The sequence below is a fragment of the Prevotella sp. AM23-5 genome (assembly GCF_003473645.1).
Taxonomy (GTDB): Bacteria; Bacteroidota; Bacteroidia; order Bacteroidales; family Bacteroidaceae; genus Prevotella; species Prevotella copri_A.
In genome coordinates this window covers 22401-36020 of sequence record NZ_QUCG01000036.1, presented here as the reverse complement: position 1 = coordinate 36020, position 13620 = coordinate 22401, and the positions used below count along the sequence as shown (strand labels likewise).

10 protein-coding genes and 1 pseudogene are annotated in these 13620 nt (G+C 43.4%); 4 read left to right on the top strand and 7 right to left on the bottom strand.

Annotated features, from left to right (window positions below; translation table 11 throughout):
• Positions 1-28: 28 nt before the first annotated feature.
• Together DW657_RS10100 and DW657_RS10095 are read left to right on the top strand one after the other, a co-directional pair.
• Positions 29-208: pseudogene (locus tag DW657_RS10100) on the top strand (restriction endonuclease subunit S); the annotation flags it as partial.
• A 73-nt stretch (positions 209-281) separates the two neighbouring features.
• Entirely contained in the window at positions 282-1085 is an 804-nt protein-coding gene (locus DW657_RS10095) for a tyrosine-type recombinase/integrase (RefSeq protein ID WP_118312410.1), read from the top strand.
• Positions 1086-1144: 59 nt separating this feature from the next.
• On the opposite strand, the gene DW657_RS10090 is transcribed toward DW657_RS10095, so the two are convergent.
• The 7 genes from DW657_RS10090 to DW657_RS10060 all read right to left on the bottom strand — a co-directional run bounded on the left by DW657_RS10090 (position 1145) and on the right by DW657_RS10060 (position 11659).
• Positions 1145-2566: a restriction endonuclease subunit S gene (locus DW657_RS10090; RefSeq protein ID WP_118312409.1), complete on the bottom strand. Its 1422-nt coding sequence runs from the start codon at positions 2564-2566 to the stop codon at positions 1145-1147.
• Between the two features lie 20 nt (positions 2567-2586).
• On the bottom strand, positions 2587-3747 hold the full coding sequence (locus DW657_RS10085; RefSeq protein ID WP_118312408.1) for a YhcG family protein: 1161 nt from the start codon (positions 3745-3747) through the stop codon (positions 2587-2589).
• Between the two features lies 1 nt (position 3748).
• On the bottom strand, positions 3749-5182 hold the full coding sequence (locus DW657_RS10080; RefSeq protein ID WP_006848379.1) for a type I restriction-modification system subunit M: 1434 nt from the start codon (positions 5180-5182) through the stop codon (positions 3749-3751).
• A gap of 9 nt (positions 5183-5191) precedes the next feature.
• Complete coding sequence (locus tag DW657_RS10075; protein ID WP_118312407.1) at positions 5192-7909, bottom strand: type I restriction endonuclease subunit R; 2718 nt, start codon at positions 7907-7909, stop codon at positions 5192-5194.
• A 386-nt stretch (positions 7910-8295) separates the two neighbouring features.
• Positions 8296-8622, bottom strand: coding sequence for a hypothetical protein (locus DW657_RS10070; protein WP_118312406.1), 327 nt, complete (start codon positions 8620-8622; stop codon positions 8296-8298).
• 300 nt (positions 8623-8922) lie between these two features.
• Complete coding sequence (clpB, locus tag DW657_RS10065) at positions 8923-11439, bottom strand: ATP-dependent chaperone ClpB (protein WP_118312405.1); 2517 nt, start codon at positions 11437-11439, stop codon at positions 8923-8925.
• Positions 11440-11470: 31 nt separating this feature from the next.
• Positions 11471-11659, bottom strand: a complete 189-nt coding sequence (locus tag DW657_RS10060; RefSeq protein WP_118312404.1) for a hypothetical protein — start codon at positions 11657-11659, stop codon at positions 11471-11473.
• A gap of 151 nt (positions 11660-11810) precedes the next feature.
• On the opposite strand from DW657_RS10060, the gene DW657_RS10055 reads away from it, so the two are divergent.
• Together DW657_RS10055 and DW657_RS10050 are read left to right on the top strand one after the other, a co-directional pair.
• Positions 11811-12404, top strand: coding sequence for an IMP cyclohydrolase (locus DW657_RS10055; RefSeq protein ID WP_089544052.1), 594 nt, complete (start codon positions 11811-11813; stop codon positions 12402-12404).
• A 111-nt stretch (positions 12405-12515) separates the two neighbouring features.
• Positions 12516-13538, top strand: a complete 1023-nt coding sequence (locus DW657_RS10050; RefSeq protein ID WP_006847875.1) for a rod shape-determining protein — start codon at positions 12516-12518, stop codon at positions 13536-13538.
• Positions 13539-13620 lie beyond the last annotated feature (82 nt).

The following is a 13620-nucleotide window of genomic DNA, read 5'->3' as shown; positions in this document are numbered from 1 at the left end:
ATTACATAAGAATTAACAGAGTATTGTTTGTTTGTATTTTGACTTTAGTAAACTTGATAAAAGTTCTGCATTGCCAAGTCTTACAAAAACCGCAATAGGAAATCTGATATTGCCTATTCCTCCTCTTGCAGAGCAACAGCGAATAGTTGCAAAGATTGAAGAACTATTCGCTCAACTTGACAAGATTGAATCCTCATTGCAAGCATAAAGGCTTACAATGGGGATTTCCCATTCTTGACACACATCTTATATTGTTACCATTCATTTTAATACAAAACAATATGGTAACACAATTTGAAAAGTATTTGGTCAAGTCAAACTTGGCAAAGAACACGGTAACATCGTACCTATGGACGATGAAGTATTTCCTTGATAATTACAAGGAGGTGAACAAGAAGAATCTGTTGGCTTATAAGGGTTATCTTATGGAGAACTTCAAACCACAGACGGTAAACTTGCGTTTGCAAGCAATGAATAAGTATTTGGAGTTTAGCAAACAAGAGAAGCTAAAGATGAAGTTTGTAAAGGCGCAACAAAAGAACTTCTTGGAGAACGTAATCAGCGATGCCGATTACAAGTTCCTGAAAGCCAAGCTAAAGGCAGACGGTTATGATGAATGGTATTTCATCGTTTGGTTTATGGCTGCCACTGGTGCACGTGTCAGCGAGCTGCTTCAAATCAAAGCTGAGCATGTAGCGGTTGGCTATCTTGACTTGTACAGCAAAGGAGGCAAGATGCGCCGCCTTTACATTCCGAAGAAGCTATGCACTGAAGCCCAAAGATGGCTAACAGAACAAAACATCACCTCTGGTTATCTGTTCACCAATCGTTTAGGCAACCGCCTTTCCACTCGTGGCATAGCCATCCAACTGAAGCACTTTGCCGAAAAATACGGTCTTAACCGTAATGTGGTTTATCCACACTCCTTCCGTCACCGTTTCGCCAAGAACTTCCTTGACCGTTTCAACGACATCGCCCTCCTTGCCGACCTCATGGGACATGAGAGCATCGAAACAACACGCATTTATCTGCGACGCACAGCAAGCGAACAGCAGAAGATAGTGGACAAGGTTGTTACTTGGTAACTGTATCTATAGCATTTAGCCACCGCAAGAATATGACTTGCGATGGCTAAATATGATGTTTACAAAGATGCTTCTATCTTGTCGAGTTGAGCGAATAACTCTTCAATCTTAGCCACAATGCGATGTTGCTCTTGGTGAGGAGGTAGAGGAATAGGTAAAGCTAAAAGCATCTTTTGCGTAACTTGATTTATAGTGGCAGAATTAGAATCATCTAAATATCTATCAAAATATTCAGAGTTTAGTACAATCCTTATCCACTGATTATACGCACTTCTACAAACCGCCATAAATGCGCCAAATGATGTTGGTTCTTTTAGTTCGCTTATAATAGCATTTTTACCTATGAGATTTCTACTGCCATTTCTTGCACAAATAAGCAAATCTCCTACATGAAGAAGTTGCTTTTCTAATATTTTTGTAGAAACTTTTACCAAATCAGTTGTGTCAATTTTCCCATTTCTAATATTGTTAGAACGATAAACGGGAACTCCAGTTGAAACAATATCCGTTGGTCTATATGTCAATCCTATATTTGATTTTGCTATACCAGAAAGTTTGACCCATTCCCAACTTGAAGGTATTACAAACGGCAGCTTGCCATATTGGGGGTTATCACAAGTGATTTCTGCCTTTGGATTGATGCGTTTGAGCAATTCGCTGGCTGGCTCGTCATTCGGGTCTTGCGGTACAAGTTTGCCGTGAATGGCAAGGTCGAGGATTTTGCTCTTGGCTTGCTTTATTGCTGCTACTAATTTTCCTTTTCCTGCTTCCAAGAAGCTTATTTGTAAAAGTAGATGCTTTATTTTAGCAACAATCCTTTCCTGTTCTTCAATAGGAGCAATTGGAACATACAATGAACGTAAAGTATCTAATCCGACTGTTTTTTGCGCAGTTCCTGTTGCTAATTTATCGCACAAACTTTTAATGTAATTGCTCATCAAAACAAATGACAAGTATTCATTACTTATGGTAGGTTTTATCAAACCTATATGTCGTTGGAAGCAGAATAGTCGGTCAGTTTTAATGTTTACGACAATGCCGTATGAACCAGTTACAGAAAATAATATGTCACCACGTTTGGGTTTCCTTTCCATTTGTATTTTTTCATAATATTCTTCTGGCACATAACGTGTATTTGAAAAATCAAGACTTCCATCAGCTATGTTTGATATAACTAAAAATGGGATTCCTTTTGATACTTTTGGAGGTGCTTGATGGTCACCATCTGTAACAGAAAAAACATAGTCTTCCAACCTGCACCACTTCCACCCCTTCGGCAGTTCAAACGGATAATGCGGCTTATCAGAAGTCTTTGCAGACTTCTTTCCCTTCTTAATCTTTCCCTCTTTGATGAGTCTTTCCTTTTCAGCACGGATACGTTCGAGCAGCACCGATGCAGGCTCATCGTTGGGATCTTGTGGAACGAGCTTGCCGTGAATAGCAAGGTCGAGTATCTTTTGTCTTAATGCTTTTGTGTCCATTATTAATTCGTCTATTAATTTTAAGATTTATCTTCTTTTGAGAAGAACTGACAGAATTCCCTTAATTGTTGTTGCATTTTTTCTTGCGGAATTAAGATACGCTTATATTCCGCCACCATCGTAGGACTCATGCTGCGACTCATAGCATATTCAACAACAACCTTGTCCACATCAGGACATAAAATGATGCCAATAGAAGGGTTCTCGTTGGAACGTTTCACATCACGGTCAAGAGCTTCAAGGTAAAACTCTAATTGACCAAGATCTCGAGGATGGAATTTGGTTTTCTTCAATTCCACCGCAACAAGTGCCTGGAGACCGCGATGAAAAAACAGCAAGTCTGCCTTGTAGGTAGATGCACCAACGGTGAGCGGATACTCTTGGTCCATAAAGATGAAATCTTTACCTAATTCGAGAATAAATTGCTTCATATGCTCTATTAATCCATTCTTCAATTTGCTTTCATTGTATTTCTTTGGCAACCCAAGAAAATCTAAAAACACAGTGTCTTTAAACATAATAGGAGCATCAGGATATTGCTCTAATAATCCCTTCGACATATTACTTTTATTTCCGAGAAGATTGGAAAAAGTATCATTGTCAATACAGCGCTGCATCTCTCTTTTTCCTAGTTTTTCTTTATGTGCATAAAGAATATAGAATAACCGCTGTTCATAACGCTTACAACGACATAGTATTTCTATATGGTTAGTGAACGTTGTCAACTCCAAAATTTTAGGCATTTGTGCAGCCAGTGGCTGCACAAATGCAGCAGCACCATTTTTTGATTGTATTGCCTTACTTTTCGATACTAATTGTTTTACTTCAATTTGTGCAGCCAATGGCTGCACAAATTCAGCATCAAGATACTTATTTACTATCGTAGTGAAAGTTTCCGTAGAATATTCATCATAGAACATCACCATATTATATATGTTTCTTCTACTATATCCTTTTATCTCAGGATGTTGAGAACGGATATATTCAGATAGTTGGGAAATAACCTTGCTTCCCCATTCCTCACTTTTTAACTTCTTGGAAACATAGGCACCTACATGCCACGCTGTGAGCAGCATCTCCTTATTGACAGCCATAGACGCTTTACTTCGATGCTGAACTATCAGATTTACGACTTCAGTAAACTGCTGTTCGATGTTAGTGTTTATCAAACTTTTGTCCATTTTATACCTCCTTTATTCCACTCAATAATTTCTCCAACTCGCTTACGGCCTTGCTGATATTCATGCTCTGTTCCTTGATGTTTGACATCAATTGGCTCAATGGTAAATCTTCAGTATCATTACCCTGTTTTATCCAAGTGATATCAAGACTAGTCTTGTCACGAGCCATGATTTCATCAATGCTATACTTGCGCCATCTGCCAGATGGGTTCTTGTCTGCATCATATGTCTCTTTGCGGGCATTGATGTCCTCAGCATGATAGCAGGTTACAAAGTCATCGAGGTGGTGACGCTCTAACTTGTTCGTAGCCAAGGTGTGTTTTACACCAGTGCGATAGTCGTAGAACCAAATATTCTTAGTTGGCTGTCCCTTGGTAAAGAATAGTACGTTTGCCTTTACTCCCTGTGCATAGAAAATGCCTGTAGGTAAACGGAGAATGGTATGGAGATTGAAATCCGACAAGAGTTTCTTGCGGATGGTCTCTCCTGCGTTGCCTTCAAAAAGAACATTGTCTGGCAGGACTACTGCTGCACGTCCGCCAGTTTTGAGCATCAGCATCATATGCTGAAGGAAGTTGAGCTGGTTGTTCTTGGTTTCAACATAGAAGTCTGGACGATTGATTTCAACAGAACCGGCAGGGCGTGTGCCAAATGGAGGGTTGGCAAGGATGACATCCACTAAGGTGGAAGGTTCTTTCTCCAAAGAGTCCTCGCATACGATAGGGCTGTGGTCTGTGCCTATACCATGAAGATAAAGGTTCATGGAGGCAAGTGTAACCACAAGTGGGGTGATGTCATTGCCATGTAAAGCTTTGTTGTTCAAAAAGTCCAATTTATCACGATTCTGGCTTTGTTCCTTCATGTAATCGTAGGCAGCAAGCAAGAAGCCACCAGTACCACAGGCAGGGTCGCATACAGTCTCACCAATTTGGGGTTGCAAGCAGTCAACCATAGCTTTAATCAGTGGACGTGGGGTAAAGTACTGACCAGCACCACTTTTTTTATCTTGACCATTTTTCTCCAAGATGCTTTCATATATAGCACCTTTTACATCACCATCCATGATGAGCCATTGCTCTTCATCTATCATAGTGATTACCTTCTTAAGATAGACAGGTTTGTCAATCTTGTTTTGTGCTTTGGTATAGATGGTGCCGATGAGGTCATCTTGTTGACTTAATAGTTTGAGTGTACTCTCATATTGCTTTACGAGATCATAGCCATCCAAGCCTGTCAAGTCTTTCCATCTATACCCAACAGGTATGGATGAATCCTCTCCAAAGAGTTCCATATTCTCGTCATCCATCTTTAAGAAAAGAAGATAGGTGAGTTGTGTGATGTAATCTGTAAATCCTACTCCGACTCCTGCTAATGTCGTAGCAAGATTCCATACCTTTTTTGTGAGCGTTTGCTCAGTTGTTATATTTTTAGCCATATCTATATACTATGCAGTTGTTCTTAATACTATAAATTTATATACGGAATCCAAAGCCTCGTCAGCTTTCTTCATGTTTCCGAAAGCTGCAATCAATTGGGCTGCATGGGTGACATCGTTCTTCCTTATCTCTCGCACGTTGCAGGCTCCATTGGCTGCGATGTATTCCACTATCTTGCCTATCAAATCTTTCTGCTTCGCTGTTATATCCATCTGTTTTCGACCATACCAAAGATTAAACATACTTCGAGCCGTAGGATAGGCACTTTCCAGTTTTTCTGTCTGATGGTAAGCGAAGCGTACCAGTTGGATGATGTTGGTAAGAGCCTCCGATTCTTCCTTTTTGGTCGTGCGGCGTACTTTATCACCATATACGATGGCGTATGAATTCCATAAGAGCTTTTGTGCAAAGCGGTTGTTCTCCATCTTCAACTTGTTTTCCAAGTCCTTCAACATGGAATAAGTGATAGGTTCGCCCTCGTTATTATATAGAATGCGTAAAGCTTCTATGTCATCACTGTGGTCGCAGCAATATTGCTCAAATGCATCTGTGGTACTTTGAGCCTCTTCTATAGAGAAACCTTTGGATATAAGCGTATCTTCTCCTGGCATCAGCGTGTTGACAAAACCAGCTGCAAGAATCAGTATGTACTTACGGACATTGGCATGATTAGCTATCGGAGATACCAAACCCTTACGTTCATTGTTAGGTTCATTGATATCTACGTATGGTGGCAATTGTGGCTGGTGCTCAGAATCGAGAGCATTATAGATGCGTTGAGCAATTTCCTGCATGTCATCATGAGCGATGCGGACAAATTCCTGTCGCTGTGCATTATCTGCCTTATTGTAAAGTCTGGATAATGTGGCAGCAAGCCGCTTGAGGTAATTGTCTGGCAGATTTCCATGAGCGATACGTTCCAATAGTTCTTTTAAGGTGATGGTCTCTGTCTCAGGACCTTCATACTGACCTGGTATGATATGCTCATGTTCGGTTACTCCTACTGCATCAACAAGGAAGAAACAGTCTTTGCTTATAGCATTAGGTGTCACGTTGCGCAGCTGTTCATCACCTATTGTCCGGACTCCACGACCTTTCATCTGTGTATAGAGGGGAGCTGAAGCCACATCACGCATAAACATCACGACTTCCAGAGGCTTTACATCTGTTCCGGTTGCCACAAGAGTACAGGTTACGGCAATGCGAAAGTCCTTGTCGTTACGAAACTGGCGTATCAGTTCATTGCTATCTCCTGCTGAATAGGTTATCTTCTGAACAAAGCGGTCATCCGTGCGTCCAAAAACTTCTTTAGCAATTTGAACGATATTTGTTGCATGATTCTCGTTGAGCGCAAAGATGAGGGTCTTTGGCAGATAGTCTATGTTAGGCTCTCTTTGAGGGTCATTGAACATTTCTGTATAGACAGCATCACGATAAGTGGAAAGAATAAGTTTTATCTGGGCAGGGTTGATGATGCTTCGATTTAACTCTTCTTTCGTATAAGTCTTCGTTTCTTTTGTGCTTACGGTTTTAACTTCACCAGTGTATCGAGTCTCAACTTTGGTTTTCTGACCTTGCATAATAGCTCCACCTTCTTCTGTTACCTTTGTTCTGATTCGATAGATGCGGCTATCGACGTTGACACCATCTATGACTGACTGCTCAAGCGTATAGTTTACAACACGGTTGTTGTTGAAGAATGCCATCGTTTCTGGAATTGGTGTCGCTGTAAGACCAATAAGGCGAGCTGTATCAAAGTATTCTAGCACCTTGCGCCAGTTGCCATAAATAGAACGGTGACACTCATCTATAATGATAAGGTCGAAGAAATCGTGTGGTAAGTTTGGGTTGTCTGGTAATGTTACTTCACCATCAGCTGTATCTTCATCGTCATCATCTGTATCCGTAATCTCTTCTCCTTTTAAGAGTGAGAATAATCTTTGTATGGTACAGATAACCACATTGCTGTCTGTTGGTACTTCTGCCGACTTCAACCTGTTGACTGCATAGATTGTATTGAAGGCATCACCAGTTTCCGTAAGGCGGAATGTGCCAAACTCTGTTTCTGCCTGTTTTCCGAGGTTATTGCGGTCAACAAGAAACAGAACACGACGCATAGGAGTATAGCTAAGCATGCGATAGGCCGTGAGACATGCCGTATATGTTTTGCCGGCACCAGTAGCTAAAACCATCAATGCACGATTTTGCCCTACACGGAAGCTCTTCTCCAATTCCGTGACTGCCTCATATTGACATTCTCGCAGACCTTTCTTATTCAATGTAGGAAGTCCGGCAAAAGGGTCGTCTATACCTAACATCTTTACTATTTCCTTAGGAGTAAGAATGCGGCTGATAGTTTCCCATTCTGAAGTTTCACGATGTCTATAATCAAAAAACTCTATTTCCTTGCCATTTGATTTAAAAAGGAAAGGCAAAGGTTTTTGCCAGGCTTGATAACAGTCAGGTACACTCTTTGCATATGTGATAGTCTGTTCACTCACAATATTGGAAGAAATATTAATTTCTTCTCGTTTAGCTTCGAGCACACCGACAGCTTTCCCATTGATAAACAGGAAATAATCTGCTTCAAGATTACCTTTGAGCAATCCCTCACGAATAGCTACGGCTGAGATGGTAGGCTCGTATTCATCCCGATTGACAACCTTCCATCCTGCATCAGCAAACCATTGGTCTATTTTGACTCTTGCTTTTTCTTCTGGCGTCATAGTTTTGTTACCTATTATTTTAGTTACAAAGATAATGATAATATTTCACTTGACCATTTATATGATTCACTATTTATACTTTTTTGTCTTTTATGGATAGTTTCTCAACTTTTTAAAGAAAACTCTTGTTGGTTTCGATAGACAACCTTTCCTTACCAATATAAAATCTCATGAAATAAAAACTGTCGTGAAACGCAAGAAGTCTGCTGGCATCACTGCCAACAGACTTCACTTTTCACTAAACCGAACCTAAAATTCTATCTTATATTTGAAAATCATGTAAATTCTATGGAAACCTGAATAAGTCTTATTACCTTTAAAAAAACTAACCTAATCTATTCTTTCTTGTATAACGCCTGCAAAATGAATTGTCTTTTCCTATTTTATTATTCAGCAATAGTCTGCTGCTCTGTAGCTGTCTGATCTGCTGTCTGCTGTTCTGTAGTCTCCTTCTGCTCAGTAGTTTCCTGCTGGGTAGAATCTTCTGTTGTTGCTGGAGTCTCCTCTGTTGTATTCTCCTGCTGGGTAGAATCCTCTGCTGCAGCCTGTGGCTGAACAGGAGCATCTACTGCCAATGAATCGGAAGGTGCATCTGGAGCTACTGTATCAACAGGAGCAACCTGAGCGTTACTTACCATTTTGCTTGATGCAAAAACGTTGCTTACTGAAACCATAACCAAAGCTGCGATAGCTGCAAACATAAACTTCTTCATAATCTTATCTTTTTTTAAATTGTTACTAATTGATGTTACTTATTTGTTTGTGGATTCATTGTCGAACCCGCTAATCATAGTCACAATCTGCGTGCCAAAAAAATGAGAAAAATGTCTTTGTGCTGATAATCAGGTGTTTATGCGTTTTGTGCCAAAAATGAATGGTGTGGAATGTGAGGAAAATCTGTGGAAATATTCCCCAAAAAGTTGGGGAACGCATACATAAAAAAGGTCCCGACGGGGATGTTACTCCCCGAAGGAACCTTTCTCATATAATAGGAAATGATAAAAACCTATCTTTTAGAGATTCTTGAACTCGATGCCGTTTGCCTCTGAGTAGTCAATGGTAATTGGCTTCTCGCGACTTACTTCCTCGGCAAGAATCTTCTTGCTCAAATCGTTCAGAACGTAATCCTGGATGGCACGCTTTACCGGGCGGGCACCAAACTCTGGGGCGTAACCTACCTCGGCAAGATAACCGATGGCGGCTGGAGTCCAGCGGAGATCGAAGCCCTGAGGCTCCAACATCTTCTTGGCTCTGTTCATCTGCAACTCCACAACCTTGGCAATCTGATCCTTGGTCAATGGCTGGAAGGTGATGATGTCGTCGATACGGTTCAGGAACTCCGGACGGAAGGTCTTCTTCAACATCTCACGGCTCGCATTGGAAGTCATGATGATGATGGTGTTCTTGAAGTTGACTACACGACCCTTGTTGTCGGTCAATCGGCCATCGTCCAATACCTGAAGCAGGGTGTTGAAGACATCTGGGTGAGCCTTCTCTATCTCATCGAAGAGTACCACACTGTATGGCTTGCGGCGAACAGCCTCGGTCAACTGACCACCCTCATCGTATCCTACATACCCCGGAGGCGCTCCAATCAAACGGGTGACACTGAACTTTTCCTGATACTCACTCATATCAATTCGCGTCATCATCGACTCGTCGTTGAAGAGATACTCTGCAAGCGCCTTGGCAAGCTCGGTCTTACCTACACCGGTGGTACCGAGGAAGATGAAGCTGGCGATAGGACGCTTTGGATCCTGCAAACCGGCACGGCTGCGGCGTACGGCATCACTTACGGCAGTGATTGCCTCGTCCTGACCGATGACTCTTTTGTGGAGTTCCTCCTCCAGATGGAGCAGTTTCTCACGTTCGCTCTGCATCATTCGGCTCACTGGTATTCCGGTCCAGCGGCTTACTACCTCTGCAATATCATCGGCAGTCACCTCTTCGCGAATCATGGCTTCTCCGCCCTGGGTGCTCTTCAGCTGCTCCTGAATCTTCTTGATATCCTCTTCAAGGGCTACCAGCTTAGAGTAGCGAATCTCGGCTACACGTTCGTAATTGCCTTCACGCTCCATACGCTCAGCTTCGAACTTGAGGTTCTCCATCTCCTGCTTGTCTTGCTGAATTTTGTTAACAAGAGCCTTTTCGCCTTCCCACTTTGCACGGAAGTCGTGCTCCTTATCCTTCAACTCTGCAATCTCCTTGTCGAGCTGCTGAATCTTAGGCTGGTCGTTCTCTCGCTTAATTGCTTCACGTTCAATCTCCAACTGCTTCAAGTGACGAGTGATTTCATCCAGTTCCTCTGGCACGGAGTCACGCTCCATACGGAGTTTGGCTGCGGCTTCATCCATCAGGTCGATGGCCTTATCCGGGAGGAATCTGTCAGAGATATATCTCTCAGATAACTTGACAGCTGCAATGCAGGCATCATCCTGAATACGAACCTTGTGGTGGTTCTCGTAACGCTCCTTGATACCACGAAGAATGCTGATGGCATCTACCTCGTCTGGCTCATTCACCATCACAGTCTGGAATCGACGTTCCAGCGCCTTATCCTTCTCGAAGTACTTCTGATACTCGTTGAGGGTAGTGGCACCGATGGCTCTCAGTTCACCACGAGCCAAGGCTGGCTTCAGGATGTTGGCAGCATCCATGGCACCCTCGCCACCGCCAGCACCTACCAGGGTATGAATCTCATCAATGAAGAGGATAATCTGACCGTTGGCATTGGTTACCTCCTTGATGACGCTCTTCAGACGCTCCTCAAACTCACCCTTGTATTTGGCACCGGCAACCAGTGCACCCATATCGAGCGAATAGAGCTGCTTGTTCTTCAGGTTCTCAGGTACGTCGCCACGGACGATACGCTCTGCAAGTCCCTCAACGATAGCGGTTTTACCTGTACCAGGCTCACCGATAAGGATAGGATTGTTCTTGGTGCGGCGAGAGAGAATCTGGAGCACACGGCGAATCTCTTCATCACGGCCGATTACTGGGTCGAGCTTGCCGCTGCGAGCCTGTTCTACCAGGTTCTTGGCATATTTTTCAAGACTCTGATAGTTCTCGTCGGCACTCTGGCTCTTTACGTTCTGACCCTGTCGCAAAGCCTGGATGGCTGCGGTGAGGTCCTTCTCGTTGGCACCCGCATCCTTGAGGATTCGGGCAGCGGTAGAGTTGCCTTTGAGGATAGCGAGGAGGATAGGCTCCACGCTGACGAATTCATCTCCCATCTTCTTGGCGATGTCCTCGGCATTGAGCAATATCTGGTTGGTATCGCCCGAGAGGTATGGCTGACCAGCACCCTGCACACGAGGCAGGTGCTGCATCTCCTGCTGCAGGAGCATGGCAATCTGATTGCCGTTCATGCCCAGCTTCTGGAAGATGTAGTTGGTTACATCAGGTGCTTTCTCGATGATACCACTGAGAAGATGCACCGGTTCGATGGTCTGCTGACCATTTCTCTGCGCTATGTTCACAGCGGCCTGCACCGCTTCCTGCGCCTTGATTGTAAATTTGTCGAATGTCATATCTTAATCTCCTTTCTAAGTGTTATTTGTTCTACTTCTTGTTGTCTGGCTTCAGTTCTTCCGGACTTTCAGCCTTGGATGATGCTTCAGCCTTGCTGGTTTCCGGCATCGCAATCCGTGGATGCGAATAGCGTGCCCATTGCGTGTTTTTGGGCGTTTTTCTGACATTTTGTCTGTTTTTTCCTTCCTTTTTTCCTATTTGCAGAAAAGCTTCTGTCAAAATGGCTGAACCATTACTTGATTTATCGCAAATATCCTTTAAATAATGTGATAATAGGTATTAAATATTTGTGTATTCCAAATATTCTTTGTATCTTTGCAGCGTTTTTAGAAACCATATTGAATATAAAAATTCGTAATATATAAAGTCAATGGCTGAAACAAAGAAGATCAAGACAGCTTTGGTGTCTGTCTTTCACAAGGATGGCTTGGACGAGTTGCTCGCCAAGTTGAATGAAGAGGGTGTTAAGTTCCTGAGCACAGGTGGTACTCAGAAGTTTATCGAATCTTTGGGTTATGAATGTGAAAAAGTTGAGGATGTCACCACATATCCATCAATCCTCGGTGGTCGTGTGAAGACTCTTCATCCAAAAATATTTGGAGGTATCTTGGCCCGTCGCGACAATGAGGGCGACCAGGAGCAGATGAAGGAGTATGAGATTCCTTCTATCGACCTCGTTATCGTGGATCTCTATCCATTTGAGCAGACTGTAGCCAGCGGCGCCAGCGATGCCGACATCATCGAGAAGATTGATATCGGCGGTATCTCCCTGATCCGTGCCGGTGCCAAGAACTTCAAGGACGTGGTTATCGTTCCTAGCAAGGCTGAGTACAGCGTGCTTCTCGACATCCTGAAGAAGAAGGGTGCTGAAACCGACATTGAGGACCGCAAGATGTTCGCAGAGCGTGCATTCGGCGTAAGTTCTCACTATGATACTGCTATCCACGCTTGGTTTGCCAAGTAATAAGAGGTAAACCTATTCATCTCGCAACTCTTCCCGCTCTTGAAAGCGAGGGCGGGAAGATGACTACAAAGGAAAGATTTTAAGCTTAAAATATTAGATTTACATTAGCAAATGGGATTTTTTTCATTTATTCAGGAAATCGCAATGGACTTGGGTACCGCCAATACCATCATTATCAGTGATGATAAGATTGTAGTGGACGAACCTTCTGTTGTTGCCCTCGACCGCCGCACCGACAAAATGATTGCTGTAGGCGAGAAGGCAAAGATGATGTACGAGAAGACTCATGACAACATCCGTACAATCCGTCCTTTGCGTGATGGCGTTATCGCCGACTTTACTGCCTGCGAGCAGATGATGCGTGGACTTATCAAGATGGTTCATACAGGAAGCCGACTGTTCTCACCTTCACTCCGTATGGTGATTGGTGTGCCTTCCGGTTCTACTGAGGTAGAGCTCCGTGCCGTACGCGACTCTGCCGAGCATGCCGACGGTCGCGACGTATATTTGATTTTTGAACCTATGGCTGCTGCTATCGGTATCGGTATCGATGTAGAGGCACCAGAAGGTAACATGATAGTTGATATAGGTGGTGGTAGCACCGAGATTGCAGTCATCTCTCTGGGTGGTATCGTATCCAACAACTCTATCCGTACAGCCGGTGACGACCTGACAGCTGACATCCAGGAGTATATGAGCCGCCAGCACAACGTGAAGGTTTCTGAGCGTATGGCTGAGCGTATCAAGATTCATGTGGGTTCTGCCCTGACAGATCTGGGAGATGAGGCTCCTGAGGACTTCATCGTTCACGGTCCTAACCGTATCACAGCGCTCCCAATGGAGGTGCCTGTATGCTATCAGGAGATTGCTCACTGTCTGGACAAGACTGTAGCCAAGATAGAGAATGCAGTACTCTCTGCTCTCGAGAATACTCCACCAGAGCTTTATGCCGACATCGTGAAGAACGGTATCTGGCTTTCAGGTGGTGGTGCTCTGCTCCGCGGTCTCGACAAGCGACTTCAGGACAAGATCAACATCCCATTCCATATCGCCGAGGATCCATTGCACAGTGTGGCTAAGGGTGCCGGTATCGCATTGAAGAATGTGGATCGTTTCTCATTCCTGATGAGATAATTTCAAGATATTTAAATTCCGCATCTGGACCACTTGTGCCCATTTGCGGAATTTTAATCATATACAGATTCATTTTTTAAAG